Below are 17,363 nucleotides of genomic sequence, written 5' to 3'. Positions count from 1 at the left end.
TTACATTGTTCTTGTGTAACAGTTTGATTTTGATTTAGATACAACGTACTAATTCGTAATTCGTAATTCGTAATTCGTAATTGATAACTCATCCTCTACATGGAAAAACCTTCTAATTTATTACTTAAAGTCTCGCGGCGTTTGTTCGCTAATCCAGATGAGCAAGAAAAATTTATTGAGGCTTTAATGAATCCTCAGCCTTTTTCGCCTAGTATTCTTTGGTGTCAAGAAAAGCCAGATATTTCACCTTTGACAGTGGAAACACCAACCTCTTGGCAGCCACAATTTATAGATCGCTTATCTCTAGGAGAAAAACCTGGTAAGCATCCCTTGCATGAAAAAGGATATTTTTATTGTTTAGATTTTTCTTCGGTGTTTGCAGCTACTACTTTGTTAGCTATTCCTGAGTCAGTGCGTTTAGTTTTTGATATGTGTGCCGCACCGGGAGGTAAAAGTATCTTCGCTTGGAGAGCTTTAAAACCTGAATTGCTCATCAGCAATGAAGTAATTGGCAAACGTCTGGGAATGCTAATTTCCAATTTGAAGCGTTGCCAGGTTAGCCCTAGCGCAGTGGTTAATCGAGATTCGAGTATATTTGCCGAAATGTTTACCGACTCTAGCAATCTAGTCATAGTAGATGCTCCGTGTACTGGACAATCTTTGCTTGCCAAAGGTGAAAAAGCACCCGGATGTTTTCACCCAACTGCTATTAATAAGAGCGCAAATCGGCAAAAGCGTATTATAGCTAACTCAGCTAAAATTGTTTCACCACAAGGCTATCTTGCTTATATGACTTGCACATATTCGCCCGAAGAAAATGAGCAAGTTTGTGAATGGTTTCTGGAACGCTTTCCCCAGTTTAAAGCGATAGAAATTAGTAGTTTAGCCAAATATCAATCGCATTTAACGACGATGCCTTGTTATCGGATATTTCCTCAAGATAGGTTAGGTGCTGGTGCATTTACAGTCTTGTTTAAAAATACTAATGCGAATGAAGATGAGCCTAAACAAGTGGATTTAAATACAATATCTTCGCTGTATATCTATCAAAATTTAAAAAATTAAAATTATATGAGTGCGTATAATTAGTTATGACTGATACCAATTTAATGTGAAGCTGCACTAAATGAGTAACTCTCAATTCTTGGCGCTCTTGGCGTACTTGGCGGTTCGTTTAATATTCTGTGCATCTTCATATAGAATTGGTATTAGTTGGGGAACTATATTTGATTAATCGTAACCCTTCTAGTCTGAGAGCTTCAGGATAGAGAGCTTTGTAAATATTGCAATTTGGAGATTGAATATCGTAACGACCTGTAGCTTTAAAGGTTGCAAGAGAACAACCGCCCGTACACCAATATTTCCACTCACATGTACGACAGCCTTCTTTTTCTTCAACTGACAAATTCTGAATACCTGCTTTATCTTGTCGCACAAGAGTTAAAGGATCTTGAGTTTTAGAGGCAGATATAGTTTTATGTAGCTGCATCTGGCATTTAGCAATTTGCCCTTTGTAATCAAATACGAGATAGCTTTGTCCAACTCCACAAGTTCGTTTATGAGGAGATGCTAAATTAGCACGATCGATCAATGAACCTAGTAAACTCCGATTAGGTAATTTCAATTCGATAACTTTGAATGCTGCCAACATTCCCTCAATTAACCGAGATTCTTCTAGTTGCAAGTCTTCATAAGAAGCTGACAGTTCGTTTTCTCGATAAAAATTTAAACTAAAGGGCAGATTATATTCCAATATCCATTCCAGAAGATCGGGCAATCCTTCTGCATTTCGCCCACTAACTGTAATAGAAATATCTGGAATAATACCATTTTTCAAGGCAATCTTAATACCTCGTTCCACATCTTGAAACGATCCCTTTCCGCTTGCATAAGAACGTTGGATATTGTGGAAATTTGATAATCCATCTAGTGAAATCATGAGACGCAGATTCAATATTTGTAGCATCTCAATAATTTCAGGCGTAATCAATGTTCCATTACTGAGAACGACTCCATCTAATATAATATCTGTTTCTTTGCTAAGGGATTGAGCGTACAAATGGAGATCCTTAATTAAAGGAGAGCAGAGTAATGCCTCTCCTCCTGCATATTTCAGTTTGACGCGGCGGTAATTATTTAAGGTTGCAGAGCGAAATGTAGATTCAATAGCCGCTTTACCTATATCGATTGACATATCTTTTGGTTCGTGCGGAAGATAGCAATAGTCACATCTTAAATTACAGCGATCGGTGATATGCAACCATGCTGTTAAAGTTTCTGGTATTTCATTTAAGTTAAATGATGAATAATTATTGGGTGCAATTAAACGTGCTTGATATAATTCCTGAATAGCTGCCTGTAAGTCTATTGGGTCAATGTTAGGATGTTCTATTGCAATATCATCTAATTTATGAGGATTTGTAAATTGTTCGAGTAAATATATCGCTGATTGATTCAAAACTGCTACTGGATGATAAGTACCAAAACAGATAGAATAAGTATCATCTAAATTCATCATCTGCGAGTTAGGAACTCTCACAAACTCTGTCTCTGACATTCCCAGAGATAATCGAAAATCTGAGGTTAATTCTGTTAAAGGGGATAAGTCACAGGCACAATCCCCTCCATCACAGTCGCATTGCCCAGTTGGTATGTAGGTAGAATTAAGAGAAACTAAAATTTGAGGTCGATCAATTTTTTTACTACGCATGAGAAGATGGCTGTTTTGTGGCACGTATTCTAGTCAAAAACATTTGTTGATCGCACCATTCCTTGAGAGCTTTATGATCTTTCCACTGAGATTTTAGTTGTTGAATCAGAGTTTTAGAAAGTTCTATAGGCAACAGTTCAATTTTCTTTTGGAGCAGATTTAGCTCATGTTTGATCGAATACGGCCCGAAACCTCCATGTTGAAAGATTTGGGGTATTCCTTGAGCATATTTACTAAAAGCAAAATTGTAGTTAGCTTGTTGAAATGCAACATCACCTTCTATGCGTAACATGCGGCCAAAGTATAGTGTATGGATATTTTGATATGATTGGAAGCGATCGCTAAGTTCTTGTGCATAATCGGAAATATGCTCGTAGGCTTTTGCATAATAATCAAACTCTGCTTTACCTACCAGGCTATCGATGGCATACCGCATGTCATTGTACTCTAAACTAGTCTGATAAGAGCGATCGTTGAGTTTTAAAGCTTGGCTTTGTAGGGTGCGATCGCCTGTTTGAAACCCAAGATGCCAATAGACACTAGCAATTTGGTGCAAAATTCCAGGTAATTCCTCTTCAAGTCCATATTTTTCTGCGAGTTTCAGGCTTTTTTCTAAAGCATTTTGAGCAAGACTTAGCACATTGAGATCCCACTGCACCTGTGTCACATCCCAAACAGCTTCATTTACTACCTCAGCACTAAACCACTGATTTAAGCCTAACTGAAAATATGCCCTACACAATATTTGATTATCGTTTTCTTCATTATGACAACGAGTTAAAGCTCGTTCAAGTAGTTGTTTAGCTTTAACATAATTACCATTATCTACCAAAATAGTAGCAGAGGCAATTTCGGCGTTGGCTATTTCGCGTTCACTCTCAACACTCGACCACATATCAATAGCGGCCTTAAAACATTGTTCAGCTTTTACATAATCTTTTTGTTGTCCGTACAAAAATCCCAAGTTATTCTGAATGCTAGCCATAACTTGAGTTAAGCCTTTGTCAGGAGTATCAATTTCCATAGCAGCCTCCCAACCTAGTTTGTAATATTTCTCAGCTTCCTGAAAGTTGTTGAGTTGTCGATGCAGATAACCAACTAGGTTAGCTACAGCAGGAATAGCGTATGATAGCTTTTTGCCTTGAACTAACGATAAACACTCTTGCTGATATTTTAAAGCTTCTTCATAAAGGTGTAACTTGGTATTTAGCATTCCCAAGACATTGTAAATATCCGCTTGATGAGAAGAATTAGAAGATTGAGCGGATAGCATTCCCTCCAGCTTTACTAGTTCATTTTCTTTTGTACTCTTATCTTTAAGAGCGTGAACAATCTTTGATTCAAAAATAATTAGTTTGAATTTTTGATCGGAATTTATTTCTGTTTCAAACTGTTTGGCAATTGCCAACAACTGATTTACAAAGCCAAATTTTTTCGATTGGCGGCGTATCCTATCAGTAACTTCGTGCCAAGTTTCAAAGCCGATTATCGGATCGGCATATAAAGCATTCCAGAGCCATCGCGTAGTATTGAATTCTCGCAGTTGCTTAACTTCTTCAATCATAAACTCAATATTAGCAACTTTATGAGAATCATCAGAGTAACGTTGAACTTCCAATATCCTTTTTTGTGGACCTAAATCGTAATCTTTTTGCTCGAAATATTTGGCAGCAATCCGACTATCTCGTTTTCTCCATTCCAAATCGGGGTCAATATCTGCCCATACATATTTCTCAACCAAGTCTCGCACAATATCATGTAATGATATTTGAGAACCACCGATTACTGGTTTGATAAAAAAGTAGCTTTGTGCATCAATAAATAATCTTTGAGCATCTTCTGTAGATAGTTCTAATAAATTAGCAATATCAAAGCTATCTAATGGGTAAATACGTGAAAGCAACAGAGTTAACCGATCCATTGATGTCCGAAGCTGCGTAATATGTCGAACCATCTCAGCTTCAAATCCACCAGTTTTTTTTAATCGGCTGGGAATAGTTTCTATATCTTCACTCTCTAACCAATCTGGTATGACTTCCCGATAAGCATACTCTACTCCAAATTCAATCATGATCGGGCTACCACCAGAAAGAACTATGATCTTTCTAACCAATTCTTGTCCGAGAGTAAAGTGAAGCTGCTCCTCCTTGCAACGAATGTATGTTTGTACATCTTCATGGGTAAATTCATTTAATTCCAAATAAGTTAATTCTTCTTCTTTGAATGATTTTTCTAGAGTTTGATGAGCAATACTAGGACGACCGGCTAAAATAAATACGGCATTCTCTAGTTGATGGCATAAATCGCCAATACACTCCCAAACTTGCTCTCTGACATCTGCTTGTCCTAACTTCTCAACCGTATCAATTAGAAATACTAATCTTTGTTGGCTGGATTTTCGATTAATTTCATCGACCAAGAACTTTTCAAGTTGTCTGCGTTCTTGTTCGTATGCAATTTGACTGAGGCGGTTTTCATCTTCTCGCAGTTTTCGTAATCGCAGCAACCATTCTTTATATGTATAGTAGTATAATTGTTTGGCGATTTGAGTGTATAAATCTTCTGCATCATTAAAAACAGGGATATCGCAATCAATAATTTCACTTGTGCCAATTTGAACTTGGTTTAGACCGGATTTTAATGCATGAAGTAACCAAGTTTTGCCAATTCCACCTCTACCCTCTACTAAAACTACACGCAGTTTATTAGAATCATGAACAAGGGAAATAATTCGATTTAGATGTTCTGCACGACCAACAAACTCTAACTTATTTAGTTCAGACATAATAGACTCCTATTTAATTGTTAGTTATTTTGAATGGCTTCATCAAGCTTCTGAATTAAATATCTATAAGGTGTGTCATTATATTCATCATTATGTAAATAGTAATTGACAAGAAACTGAAATTCCCAGTCATTTTCTACTTCAGATTTAAGCGTATAAATAAATTCATGGAATTGCTCTCGATCTGTATTGCGAAATATTCCCAAAGTTTCCTCAACAGTTTTATCAAAGAAATCATTACGGAGTTCTTGTCGATAAGCCAGACTATTTGGGCCAAAATTGATAAATCCAGCGTGTTTCTGAAGACTTTGAAAAAAATATTGCATAGACCAAGTACCCGCAACAGCAGAATTATTCTTTGATTTTAGTTCGTGAATATATTCCCAGCAGATTTGAGCCGCTTCGCTACAAAGTTCTTGAAAGTTATCAGGCGAGGTTTCTCGGAGCAGACCAATAACTAACAGCCGCCGTGTCATCCCATCTTTAATAATCGTTTTATCACGAGTAAAAATAGATGTCTTTGTCAGTTCAGCATTTAATTTAAAACTATCGTCACTGAAAGGTAACTTAAATCTCCGAACAGCTTCCTTTAATATCCAAGTTCCATTGAGTATAGGAAATATACTCAGTTTTTCAATAGATTCGTATAGATGATTATTTTCTTTTGTCAAGCTTTCTTTAATCTGATCTCTACACTTTTTGAGGTTTTTTTCCCATAATTGGTTGCCATAACTGTTTAAGAGCCAACTAACTGTGTAACAGCCATCTCGATAAACTTTCAGTGCTTCAGCAATTCCCCCTGGATGTCCACCAGTTAAATACAGTAAGTGTCCTGCGAGTAAAGCAAGACTTTCAGAAGTCATCTCTATAGGCTTGAGATATTTTGTTGCTGTATCCTGAATTACTTCCCAGTTAAAAGGAGAGAGTATTAGTTTAGGGAAAGTCCGATCTAATGGAAGATCGATCAAACAACGAGCTGCAATCACAACTCGAAGTCTCCGCGAATTATCTTTAAAGAACTGTAATTCTTTCAAACATTTTTCAATTCTCCAGGCAAATTCCTTAAAGTCATTAAAAAGTTCATTTAAACGTTGCTTTTGTGGGGCACAGCCATCCAGATCGATTAGCAGCACAATACCTTTTTTGCCCTGTGATTGCCATTTAGCCCAATTTCTATGCAATAGTGAACCTAAACGTTCTCCCCAATTTAAATCATGTCCTTCAGGGAGTGTAAGTTGCAGAGAATTTGCTAACCGTTTTTCTAAGTTTTCAATAGTTTCATAACCAGAGATGGGAGCGTAAGCACAACACCATTGCAATTCTTGAAACCGTCCCTGGATTTGTTTGAGAAATTCTGTTTTTCCATAACCTTCAGGTGCTGTCACCAGACGATAAGGAGGAGAATTAATTGCTGTAATTTCATTAATTGCAGCATCGCGATTAGTGAATGGGATATTATCAGATTCAACTTGCACTAAAGATTGTTGATTTAGCTGGTTTAACTCTGATTCGATTTTATACATTTCATCGAATTTATCATCAACTTGTCTTTGTAATTTATTTTTATCTACATCATTACTCGTCCGAGCCATTTGCTTGCTGAGGCTTTCAACCTCACTTTTTAAATTGGCTATTAACTGTTCTAGATAGTTCTTTCGTAAATCTACAGAGCTTGTCATTTTATTTAGGTATGAAATTAATGATTTATGGTATTAAGTTCGCTTTCTACTCGCTCTAGCTCTTGTAAGATGCTATCAATTTGGCGTTGGATGATATTGCGATCGCTCGCACTAAGTGTATAGTTGAGTTGATTGTAAGCCACCTCATAATCACTACTAAGAACGTCAAAGCGTTGTTGCAAAGTTTTGATTTTGAGTTGTTGAACTCTACTAGGAATATTCTGGATATGTGCATGGGATGAAATAGGCAAACCGATTTCATCCCATGCTTCAATCAATACATCCGCAGGAATCATGAAAGCAGTTTTGATATCTTCTCGCCGCTTCTCTGCCGCTACTGCCATCCCAACCACTCCTATAAGAGTTTCATCCCATATCGGCGCACCACTAAAACCCGGTTCTATTCTGTAGCCAGTTACCTTACTATCTTCCAGTTGCACCCATCCCTTTCCTTGTCCATCTCGCAACACGCCTGTGGCCCAAACGCCATCATTATGTCCGTTAGGAAAACCGAATATGCGGAAAGGATGCTGCCAAATATTGTTAGCTCTTATTAGTTGGATAGCTTGGGTTTCTTTAGGCAACTGCCCTTCGATTTGCAACCCGGCAATATCTTCAGGCTCAGAAGTTGATGCATTACTGACAACGGGTTGCCAAAAAACAACTTTAGCTTTTAGTTGTTGTCCTGATGCAATTAGGGGGAAATCTAAATAAATATCATTATTAGGAGCTTCAACTATATCTTCTGCTAAAGATAGGGCTGAAGTAACAACGTGAGCGCACGTCAGGATGTAATTTCGAGTTCGCCCAGAGACTAAAAAACCTACACCAACTACCGCACCATTGGCATGAAAAATCCGAGCGATCGCTGACCTAAAAGTTTGAATATAATTATCTGTATTCGCTACCATACTATGCCTTGTCTTGCTTCCATTTCAAGGTAATTTCGTAGTTAGCTTCACCACTTACAGAGGTAAAAATTGCACCCGCCGCCGCATTTAACTTAATACCAAACTTAACCTCTACTTCATTCGCAGGTGTATTAAGCTGACTCAGTTTGGTGATAATTGCCGAAGCGACAGGTTGTATTTGATCTAATACATCTTCAAATTTCTTTTTAGCTTCAACTACCATTTGCCCTGTATCTGGTCTAGCAACACGTACAAGAGCATTGCTATTTTCTGGTTCATCAACTTCAGCTAAAAACTTCGTGCCATCTTTGAGAGAAAACTCTACGATCTGCTTCTGATTCATAGTGAAACCTGTGATTTGGAACTAATAGTTTAATGTGTTGACCATCAAAAGAGTTTGCCGAAAATTTTGTAATTGTATTTTCATTTAATGGTTAACTCGTTAAATACTTCTCTAGCAATTATTTACTTTTTTCTCCCATTTTATTAAGCTTCTGGCAAGACTTTTCCCACCCCTGCTACGTAGTAAACACTTAAGTGATTAACACAGGACTAAGGTCTTGATTACAAACTGATTTACCCAGCATCATTGACTTGATAGCCTACTAGAAATTTGTGAGGTTTCTAAATAAACTGACCAACTTCATGCTGCTTGGGCATTACAGGCTGCTTGACTGTCATGTAATAGATTTAATAATTGTTATATTAGTTATATATGTAGCTTTAGTTCAATTAGTAATTATACTGACTAAGCTGGAAAATTGCTTGAATCTAACTAAGTAGGCAAGAATAATACAAACTATATTACACAATGTAAATTTAATTAAACTTTCTCGTAGTAACGCTATGTAAACCCTGAAAATCCTAATACCTGCGATCGATGCGCGCCTTATAGTTATCGACTCATGCCATGTCCGGCTAGTATTTGATGCTGAAGCAGATTGCTGCGAGTTTCCTAAAGAGCATATTACAGAGATAAGTTTAACTATGAATCTGGACGAAGTTTAGGAATCCTTGCAGGAGTTACGAACAAAAATATCCCCAACTTTTTCAATAAGTCGGGGATTTCAAGGTGTCGAAATGAGAATGAATATGTGTTGAAGAATTAATTGAATTGCTGGTTTTCGGAAGTACCGAGGAATTTTTCTGACAAACAGTCCATCAATTCGGAGAACAGTTGGCACAAAAATCAGGACTGAATTTACAGTATTGGCTACCTGTCAATTGGTAAGCTGTACAATAAGGAAAACTTGTAAGTTCAATTTTGGCTGCTTGTAATTTGGAACCATTCGCCAATGTTTCAGTAAGTTTGGTTTTATCAGCCAAAAGAATAGCTAAAATCTTCGGTAACGCTATGCAAGCAGCAATATTGAGCAACGTTAGCATTATGCCGTCGATAAAAGTCATAGGTAATCATCTCCTGTGAAACATAGGCGATCCTGTTTTTAGATGCAAACACAATCATTGCTTGCACTCTATGTAAACTAACTTTAACATAAATTTTTGTAAATATAAACGTGGAATTCCTGGAATTATCGTACACAGAAGGGTATGTGGATAATAAGGATGGTTATTGTAGCGGAATAACAAAATAAGCTGGAAAATAATCAGTTTAAAATCTTTAAGTAAGGTGTTATGTCAACAACCCAAACCGCGTCTTCTTTTTTATCTAACATCAGCGAGCGAGAACGGCAAGCATTAAAGCGGTTGGTAGATTACACAAATGTGGAATCGCTACCAGAAATTTGGCCTTTGGCAGCTCAACGATTTGGTGATATTGTTGCTCTCCGCAATCCTCACGCTAAACCAGAGGTAGCGATTACTTATACCCAGTTGGCAGAGCAAATGCAACTATTTGCTGCCGGCTTACAGGCGTTAAGAGTAAAGGTAGGCGATCGCATTTCCCTAATTGCTGACAATAGTCCTCGGTGGTTTATTGCCGATCAAGGCATAATGACTGCTGGAGGTGTTGATGCGGTACGTAGCTCCCAAGCCGAAAAAGAAGAACTGTTGTTTATTATCGCGAATAGCGGCAGTACAGCGATCGTCGTTGAAGATTTAAAAACACTTAAAAAACTCCAAGATCGCCTCAAAGATTTACCAATTCAAGTAGTCATCTTACTTTCCGATGAAGCACCACCAACAGACGAAACCCTAAAGGTACTCAACTTTTCACAGTTGCTCGAAATCGGTAAAAATCATAATTTTGTGCCAGTCAAGCAAAATCGTGACGCTTTGGCAACCCTAATTTATACCTCTGGTACTACGGGTAAACCTAAAGGTGTAATGCTGTCTTATAGTAACTTGATGCACCAAGTGATCAGTTTTGGGACAGTATTGCAACCAAACGCGGGTGATATCGTTCTCAGTATCCTACCTTCGTGGCACAGCTACGAACGAACTGTTGAATATTACCTACTATCTCAAGGTTGTACGCAAGTTTATACCAACTTGCGCTCTGTAAAAGGGGATTTGAGACAATTTAAACCCAATTACATGGTCGGTGTACCCCGCCTGTGGGAATCGATTTATGAAGGAGTGCAAAAGCAGTTCCGCGAACAACCAGCCAACAAGCAACGCCTAATTAAATTTTTATTGGGCATTAGCGACAAATATATCAAAGCGCAGCGAACTGCTCAGGGATTGGATTTAAATAATCTTCATGCTTCAGCCGCCGAACGATTAGCAGCTAAGATCCAAGCATCAGCTCTATTACCCCTCCATGCCTTGGGAGAACGACTGGTTTACGCCAAAGTTCGGGAAGCCACAGGGGGACAAGTTAAGCAGATGATTAGCGGCGGCGGTGCGCTTCCCAGACACATAGATAATTTCTTTGAAATTATTGGCGTGCAGATTTTACAAGGCTACGGCTTGACAGAAACTTCTCCTGTCACCCATGTACGGCGTCCTTGGCGGAATTTGATTGGCGCATCAGGGCTACCACTCCCGGCTACAGAAGCTAAAATCGTCGATCCTGAGACAAAAGCGCCTTTACCAATAGAGAAGCGAGGCTTAGTATTGTTGAGAGGCCCGCAGATTATGCAAGGCTATTACCAAAATCCTGAAGCGACAGCGAAAGCAATTGATGCGGAAGGTTGGTTTGATAGCGGCGATTTGGGTTGGCTGACACCACAAGATGACTTAGTGCTGACTGGCAGGGCTAAAGATACGATTGTATTGACTAACGGGGAAAACATCGAGCCACAGCCGATCGAAGATGCGTGTTTGCGATCGCCATACATCGATCAAATTATGCTCATCGGCCAAGATCGGCGCAGCCTGGGAGCCTTAATTGTCCCCAATGTCGAAGCCTTAGAAAAATGGGCAGCAAGTCAGAATCTAACGGTGGATACGCCCAATAATCAGGTGACTTCCTCAGATAGTCAAAAAATTGACTTGGAGAGTAAAATGATCCAGGATTTATTTCGCCAAGAATTGAATCGGGAAGTCCAAAATCGTCCAGGCTATCGACCGGATGACCGCATCGGAACGTTTAAACTCATTCTGGAACCGTTTTCCATCGAAAATGGCTTGATGACACAAACACTAAAAGTTCGCCGACATGTCGTCACGGAACGCTATCGCGATATTATTGACGGCATGTTTGCCTGATCATTCCACCTGCTAACTGTAAAGAGTGAACGTGAAATATTTATGGATGTCTCCAAATCTAATTTGCTTCTGAAACGCGTCGTTAACGTCAAAGTTATTGTGACTCCCCTCTGGAAAGAGGAAGTACAACAGCAGCTGCAAACCCAAATCAATCAACTCGATCAGCAACTGCAACAGCTAGACGTTGAAGGACAAAGAGCGATCGCGGCAATTCAAAAGCAGAGTCTGCAACCACCTGGCCCCCAGACTCTCCAACAAATTGACAATATCCAACTCCAAGTCAATCAAAAGAAAAGTGAATTTTTGGAGCAAAAAAATCAGTTGCTGCAAAACCTCCAGCAAGTGCAGTTTCTCCAGCAAGATCAGGAAGTCAACCAATTCCAAATGGAAGGCTTTTTCCGGGTAGAAATCGGTGATAACCTGATTAGCAAAATGCAAGTCGAAATCGTTCTGCGCGATGGCGTTGTAGAAGAAATTCGCGGCGACATTTAAATTTGTCATTTGTCATTTGTCATTTGTCCGTTGTCATTTGTTTTGTGACTAATACAATACTTCGACTACGCTCAGTACAAGTGACCAATGACTAATGACAGATGTGATTTAACTTAGTGTTACTGTGAGAGCGGCTCCCAGCCCAACATTCCACCTGGGAGCCAGCCCAAACAATTTGCCACACTGGAGGTGAGCTAATAAAAAGCGATCGCCCAAAGGTTGTCATCTCCGCTCGATATTTAACCGTCCCAACGGAATTATTACCCCGCTTGATTTGCGTAATCGTCACTAACGCCTGATTTGGTTGGGGATAAACTACATCTATCTTTTGCGATCCTCCCACTGCTATCTCCTCAAAGGCATTCAGGGCAAGGGTAGTAGGATTACTGCCTTGGAGAGATGAGTTAAGTTTTTCTAAAGGTATAGTTTGATAATCGGAACGCTCTGAGAATGCTGCAACTTCCTGAGACTGATGTATTGCTCCCATCTGCTGGGTTTGCTCATCACTAGTCTCAACAATCGGTGCAGATTGCTGGTGCTGGATAATATAAACTCCAGCACCAGCCGTAGCAGAGATACTTAATATCACAATCAAAAAGAATTTCAGCTTTGCCGACATAAAAGTAAACAGGAATTTCAAATAGGTTATTACCAGTTTTGAATTCTAGATTGAACTACATCCTATATCCTCTATCCGTGAGAAGCTCTTGTATCTTAAGTAGTGGTTATGAGGAATATTAAATAGCAATCCCATTTAATCTGTGAGAAACTCGTGGTGGTTTTTGCAAGTCAATGACTAAAACGAGAGCGAGCAAGATATTGGCTAACCATTGAGGATAGTTCTGTATTATAGACCTCTAAACCATATTTAGGTTCCTAGAGTCATTAGTGAATAGGCAATGCCCTTCAGGAGTACTGAGTACTGAGTGCTAAGTAGGGAATCTTACTTCTTTACTCAGCACGGGCTAAACCTTAGCTATCCGCTAACGGAACTCGGAACTTGGAACTAGTATGCCCAATGCCCAACCTAAAATATAAACAGTCTAAAACTCTCCCATCAAGATACAATTCGATCTGACAAAAACTGTTAAAGTCCATAAACCATTGATTTCCAAACCACCCTATGAGCATTCACGAAGTATTTATGCCGGCGCTGAGTTCCACCATGACGGAAGGCAAAATCGTCTCCTGGGTGAAATCGCCAGGGGACAAAGTGGAAAAAGGCGAAACAGTGGTGGTTGTAGAGTCAGATAAGGCAGATATGGATGTAGAAACCTTTTATGAGGGATTTCTTGCCCATATCATAGTTGAAGCTGGTGAAACTGCCCCGGTAGGATCTGCGATCGCCTTTATCGCCGAAACGGAAGCTGAAATTGAACAGGCGAAATCTCTTGCCAATTCTGGCGGCGCGGCTGCTACTCCTACCTCTTCCCCGGAACCAGTTGCTGCCACAGCCTCAGCCGCAACACCTGCCTTAGCGTCTCAAAACGGGTCTAACCATAAAGAAGGAAGGCTTGTAGCTTCACCCCGTGCCCGCAAGTTAGCCAAAGAACTCAAAGTTGATTTAACTACACTCCAAGGCAGTGGCCCCCACGGACGCATTGTCGCCGAAGATGTAGAAGCATTGTCTAACAAGGGTAAACAACCCGCAGCTGCCCCAGTTGCTCCACCAGCACCCGTACCAATCAGCGCCCCAGTTGCACCCCCAGCACCTCGGACACCAGCACCCGCACCCGTGGCAGCCGCTGTTCCTGGTCAAACCGTACCTTTAACTACCTTCCAAAATGCCGTAGTGCGGAACATGGTAGCTACCATATCCGTGCCCGTCTTCCGTGTTGGTTATACAATTACCACCGATGGATTAGACAAACTTTATAAACAAATTAAATCCAAAGGCGTGACAATGACAGCGCTACTGGCGAAAGCTGTAGCAGTGACATTGCAAAAACACCCATTGTTAAATGCTAGCTACTCAGACCAGGGTATTGTTTATCATTCTGATATCAACATTTCCGTAGCAGTAGCGATGGATGATGGCGGATTAATTACACCTGTGCTGCAAAATGCAGACGCAGTGGATATATATTCTCTGTCGCGTACTTGGAAGTCTTTGGTAGAACGTGCGAGAGCAAAACAATTACAGCCCCAAGAATACAACAGTGGTACTTTTACCCTGTCCAATTTGGGGATGTTTGGCGTAGATAAATTTGATGCGATTTTACCGCCTGGACAAGGTTCAATTTTAGCGATCGGAGCATCTCGTCCGCAAGTAGTAGCAACACCCGACGGTTTATTTGGCGTGCGCCAACAAATGGAGGTGAATATTACTTCTGACCACCGGATTATTTATGGTGCCCATGCTGCGGCGTTCTTGCAAGATTTAGCTAAATTGATTGAGACAAATCCTCAATCTTTGACAATGTAATTTTGAAAAGACACCAAATTTAAATGTTAGCGCTATCAGCGAACAGCAGTTTTTCGTAGAGTAGCGCTAACAACAAATAATGCTTACACTTCAATACTACAAATATTTAATTGATTTACGCCTAGCTATTTATCACGAGTGACATACGACAACACCCTAAAATATCTAGTTGAGCAATATCCAGAAGATTTTATCCGCTACTTACTTGCATCTGAGGCAACGGATATCCAGATTCTCAAAACAGAATTAAATCAAGAGCCAATTCGTGCCGATTCAGTAACCTTTTTGCAAACTGCCAATCAAATACTGCATTTAGAGTTTCAAACCTTACCAGCATCGACTCCACCTTTGCCACTGCGGATGTTGGATTATTGGGTGCGGCTATATCGACAATACAATTGCGATATCGAGCAGGTAGTGATTTTTCTTAAACCGACAACTTCAGAAGCTGTCTTTGTAGATCAATTTACTGCCCGCAATACTACCCACCGTTACCGCATCATCCGAATTTGGGAACAAGATCCAGAGTCTTTATTGTTATCTCCTGGTTTATTACCTCTGGCAACTTTGGCGCGAACAGATTCTCCTCAAAGCTTACTTCAACAGGTAGCAGTTCAGGTGAGTATGATTGAAGAAGAAGCCACCAAGCAAAGTATCTCGGTATGTACCCAACTTCTCGCAGGGTTGGTATTCGAGCCAGAACTAATTCGTCAGTTTTTGAGGAGAGAAGATATGAGAGAATCTAGCATTTATCAAGAAATTCTTGAAGAAGGACTCCAAGAAGGTAGACAACGAGGCATTGAACAAGGAATTGAACAAGGTATTGAACAAGGTATTGAACAAGGAAGACAATCAGAACTAAGGCTAGTGATACGTCTATTAGCTCGTCGGCTTGGTTCAATTAATTCTCAGTTACAATCTCGGTTGCAAAAGTTGTCCTTGGCTCAGTTAGAGGAATTGGGTGAAGTATTACTAGATTTTGTCAGTGAAGCTGATTTGATGAATTGGCTAAATACAATAGAAAATTAGAGTTTGCTATATTACCATAAACACTAACACTAGTAATTTATCATCTACTTGTACTTTGAAATACAAGCAATACCTCCCAATAATCTCTACATCAAGTAATAATTGGGCAGCCTCAGTCATTAATTTATTTTCGCCAGCCCTAGCAGATGGCTCCATTTGTTCAGTCGATTCACTTAAAACAATCATTTCTTCCTCTGCGTACCTCTGCGCTTACCTCAGCGTCCCTTTGCGTTTAAAAAAATAAAAAAGGTGGGCATTACCCACCAGACAAACTTATCCCTTAACACAAAGAACTTGCTTGAGAGTCGCTACAACCTCAACCAAATCCGCTTGATTTGCCATAACTTGTTCTATCGGCTTATAAGCACCAGGAATTTCATCTAACACACCCTCATCTTTGCGGCACTCTACACCATTTGTTTGCTCGATCAAATCATCAAGTGTATAGACATTTTTTGCCTTATTTCTAGACATCAAACGCCCTGCACCGTGGGAACAAGAACAAAAACTATGGGCGTTACCTTTACCCTTAACGATAAAAGACTTTGCCCCCATCGAACCAGGAATAATCCCATAATCTTCACTCTGTGCCCGAACTGCACCCTTACGAGTAACGTAAACATCCTCGTCAAAATGCACTTCTTTTTCGGCGTAATTGTGATGACAATTAACCTGCAATAAAGGTTTAGTTGCCTTTCCACCGACTAAATGTTTCTCAACTATGTGCTTAAAACGCGCCATCATCACATCGCGGTTGACACGTGCATAGTTTTGTGACCATTGTAAATCATGCCAATATGCCTGGAATTCTGGCGTACCAGCGACAAAGTGAGCCAAATCTGGGTCAGGTAATTTATTACCTGCCATTTTTGCTAATTCTCTGGCTGTGTGAATATGACACTGGGCGAGTTTATTGCCAATGTTACGCGAACCAGAATGCAGCATCAACCAAACTTGATTTTCTGTATCGAGGCACACTTCAATAAAGTGATTTCCTCCACCCAGAGAACCCATCTGTTTCATTGCTTTACCTTGTAGGTCTTGCACGCCGCGATGTAAGTCTTTAAAATCATCCCAGTGCTGCCAGTTGCTGACAGATTTTTCAACGTCTTTATTTTCGTTGAATCCAGTCGGAATCGCTGCTTCAATATCCAAGCGGATTTTCTTGAGTTTACCTTCTAGTTGTTCTGCGGTAAATACTGTTTTGATTGCGCTCATACCGCAACCAATATCCACACCGACAGCAGCTGGGATAATTGCCTCTTTGGTTGCAATTACAGAACCCACTAAAGCACCTTTTCCTAAGTGAACATCTGGCATTAATGCCACGTGCTTAAATACAAATGGTAATGATGCCACATTCTTGGCCATCTTGGTTTCTTCTGGCCCCAAAGAGTGATTTGCCCAAGATAAGACGGGTGCTGGTGTGGTAATTTCTAATTTTTCGTAGGGCATAATTTTTTCTATTTTGGATTTTAAATTTTAGATTTTGGATTTGGTACAGGGCAGTGAGACTTATCGGTATGACATATAACCCATTACCTAGTTAGTTGTAGCAATTTATATGTTGTATTGTCTTTCATTTGGCTCCCTGAATTTTCGTGAAGCTGAAGAACTACTTTTAGGAGTTACATCTTTGTATTACAAATGTAACAATATTGATTACAATCGTCAATCTATCACCACAGGGAGAAAGCAAATGTTTTCCCAATGTATTAAA

At 39.8% G+C, this 17,363-nt stretch carries 14 protein-coding genes; 5 read left to right on the top strand and 9 right to left on the bottom strand.

Annotation, left to right across the window (positions count from 1 at the left end; all coding sequences use genetic code 11):
* Nucleotides 1–99 precede the first annotated feature (99 nt).
* Entirely contained in the window at nucleotides 100–1,065 is a 966-nt protein-coding gene (locus V7K84_RS16530; protein WP_334839556.1) for an RsmB/NOP family class I SAM-dependent RNA methyltransferase, read from the top strand.
* 127 nt (nucleotides 1,066–1,192) lie between these two features.
* On the opposite strand, the gene V7K84_RS16525 is transcribed toward V7K84_RS16530, so the two are convergent.
* From V7K84_RS16525 to V7K84_RS16500, 6 genes are all read right to left on the bottom strand, one after another.
* Complete coding sequence (locus V7K84_RS16525; RefSeq protein ID WP_334839555.1) at nucleotides 1,193–2,710, bottom strand: radical SAM/SPASM domain-containing protein; 1,518 nt, start codon at nucleotides 2,708–2,710, stop codon at nucleotides 1,193–1,195.
* Nucleotides 2,703–5,495: a tetratricopeptide repeat protein gene (locus V7K84_RS16520; protein ID WP_334839554.1), complete on the bottom strand. Its 2,793-nt coding sequence runs from the start codon at nucleotides 5,493–5,495 to the stop codon at nucleotides 2,703–2,705. The genes V7K84_RS16525 and V7K84_RS16520 overlap by 8 nt, the downstream gene beginning before the upstream one ends.
* 20 nt (nucleotides 5,496–5,515) lie before the next feature.
* Entirely contained in the window at nucleotides 5,516–7,174 is a 1,659-nt protein-coding gene (locus V7K84_RS16515) for a hypothetical protein (protein ID WP_334839553.1), read from the bottom strand.
* 17 nt (nucleotides 7,175–7,191) lie between these two features.
* Nucleotides 7,192–8,085, bottom strand: a complete 894-nt coding sequence (locus V7K84_RS16510; protein ID WP_334839552.1) for a trypsin-like peptidase domain-containing protein — start codon at nucleotides 8,083–8,085, stop codon at nucleotides 7,192–7,194.
* 1 nt (nucleotide 8,086) lies between these two features.
* The gene (locus tag V7K84_RS16505) at nucleotides 8,087–8,428 is read right to left on the bottom strand and encodes a CU044_2847 family protein (protein WP_334839551.1); all 342 of its coding nucleotides are present in this window, start codon (nucleotides 8,426–8,428) and stop codon (nucleotides 8,087–8,089) included.
* 818 nt (nucleotides 8,429–9,246) lie between these two features.
* Nucleotides 9,247–9,492, bottom strand: coding sequence for a hypothetical protein (locus V7K84_RS16500; protein ID WP_334839549.1), 246 nt, complete (start codon nucleotides 9,490–9,492; stop codon nucleotides 9,247–9,249).
* A gap of 228 nt (nucleotides 9,493–9,720) precedes the next feature.
* Between V7K84_RS16500 and V7K84_RS16495 the strand changes: the two genes are divergently transcribed.
* Together V7K84_RS16495 and V7K84_RS16490 are read left to right on the top strand one after the other, a co-directional pair.
* Nucleotides 9,721–11,697 carry an AMP-dependent synthetase/ligase gene (locus V7K84_RS16495; RefSeq protein WP_334839548.1) on the top strand — a complete coding sequence of 659 codons (1,977 nt, stop codon included), beginning with the start codon at nucleotides 9,721–9,723 and terminating at the stop codon, nucleotides 11,695–11,697.
* Between the two features lie 42 nt (nucleotides 11,698–11,739).
* Entirely contained in the window at nucleotides 11,740–12,189 is a 450-nt protein-coding gene (locus V7K84_RS16490; RefSeq protein WP_012412623.1) for a YlqD family protein, read from the top strand.
* Nucleotides 12,190–12,280: 91 nt separating this feature from the next.
* On the opposite strand, the gene V7K84_RS16485 is transcribed toward V7K84_RS16490, so the two are convergent.
* Complete coding sequence (locus V7K84_RS16485; RefSeq protein ID WP_334839547.1) at nucleotides 12,281–12,808, bottom strand: hypothetical protein; 528 nt, start codon at nucleotides 12,806–12,808, stop codon at nucleotides 12,281–12,283.
* A gap of 504 nt (nucleotides 12,809–13,312) precedes the next feature.
* On the opposite strand from V7K84_RS16485, the gene V7K84_RS16480 reads away from it, so the two are divergent.
* On the top strand, nucleotides 13,313–14,614 hold the full coding sequence (locus V7K84_RS16480) for a dihydrolipoamide acetyltransferase family protein (protein WP_334839546.1): 1,302 nt from the start codon (nucleotides 13,313–13,315) through the stop codon (nucleotides 14,612–14,614).
* Nucleotides 14,615–14,752: 138 nt separating this feature from the next.
* Nucleotides 14,753–15,643, top strand: a complete 891-nt coding sequence (locus V7K84_RS16475; RefSeq protein ID WP_334839544.1) for an Rpn family recombination-promoting nuclease/putative transposase — start codon at nucleotides 14,753–14,755, stop codon at nucleotides 15,641–15,643.
* Nucleotides 15,644–15,649: 6 nt separating this feature from the next.
* Here V7K84_RS16475 and V7K84_RS16470 read toward each other — a convergent pair whose 3' ends face one another.
* Nucleotides 15,650–15,829 (bottom strand): hypothetical protein, encoded by a 180-nt coding sequence (locus V7K84_RS16470; protein ID WP_334839542.1) that lies wholly within the window; start codon nucleotides 15,827–15,829, stop codon nucleotides 15,650–15,652.
* Nucleotides 15,830–15,916: 87 nt separating this feature from the next.
* Nucleotides 15,917–17,098, bottom strand: a complete 1,182-nt coding sequence (locus V7K84_RS16465; protein WP_334839540.1) for an RtcB family protein — start codon at nucleotides 17,096–17,098, stop codon at nucleotides 15,917–15,919.
* Nucleotides 17,099–17,363 lie beyond the last annotated feature (265 nt).

Source organism: Nostoc sp. (genome assembly GCF_036917315.1).
In the GTDB taxonomy this organism is placed as follows: domain Bacteria; phylum Cyanobacteriota; class Cyanobacteriia; order Cyanobacteriales; family Nostocaceae; genus Nostoc.
Note: the sequence above shows the minus strand (reverse complement) of the source record. Positions and strands in the feature narration are given on the sequence as shown.

Excerpts from the sequence above, each read along its gene's own strand:
- V7K84_RS16480 (WP_334839546.1), top strand. The coding sequence starts at position 13,313 with ATGAGCATTCACGAAGTATTTATGCCGGCGCTGAGTTCCACCATGACG.
- V7K84_RS16525 (WP_334839555.1), bottom strand. The coding sequence starts at position 2,710 with ATGCGTAGTAAAAAAATTGATCGACCTCAAATTTTAGTTTCTCTTAAT.
- V7K84_RS16530 (WP_334839556.1), top strand. The coding sequence starts at position 100 with ATGGAAAAACCTTCTAATTTATTACTTAAAGTCTCGCGGCGTTTGTTC.
- V7K84_RS16465 (WP_334839540.1), bottom strand. The coding sequence starts at position 17,098 with ATGCCCTACGAAAAATTAGAAATTACCACACCAGCACCCGTCTTATCT.
- V7K84_RS16485 (WP_334839547.1), bottom strand. The coding sequence starts at position 12,808 with ATGTCGGCAAAGCTGAAATTCTTTTTGATTGTGATATTAAGTATCTCT.
- V7K84_RS16515 (WP_334839553.1), bottom strand. The coding sequence starts at position 7,174 with ATGACAAGCTCTGTAGATTTACGAAAGAACTATCTAGAACAGTTAATA.
- V7K84_RS16520 (WP_334839554.1), bottom strand. The coding sequence starts at position 5,495 with ATGTCTGAACTAAATAAGTTAGAGTTTGTTGGTCGTGCAGAACATCTA.
- V7K84_RS16470 (WP_334839542.1), bottom strand. The coding sequence starts at position 15,829 with ATGATTGTTTTAAGTGAATCGACTGAACAAATGGAGCCATCTGCTAGG.
- V7K84_RS16495 (WP_334839548.1), top strand. The coding sequence starts at position 9,721 with ATGTCAACAACCCAAACCGCGTCTTCTTTTTTATCTAACATCAGCGAG.
- V7K84_RS16500 (WP_334839549.1), bottom strand. The coding sequence starts at position 9,492 with ATGACTTTTATCGACGGCATAATGCTAACGTTGCTCAATATTGCTGCT.
- V7K84_RS16510 (WP_334839552.1), bottom strand. The coding sequence starts at position 8,085 with ATGGTAGCGAATACAGATAATTATATTCAAACTTTTAGGTCAGCGATC.
- V7K84_RS16490 (WP_012412623.1), top strand. The coding sequence starts at position 11,740 with ATGGATGTCTCCAAATCTAATTTGCTTCTGAAACGCGTCGTTAACGTC.
- V7K84_RS16505 (WP_334839551.1), bottom strand. The coding sequence starts at position 8,428 with ATGAATCAGAAGCAGATCGTAGAGTTTTCTCTCAAAGATGGCACGAAG.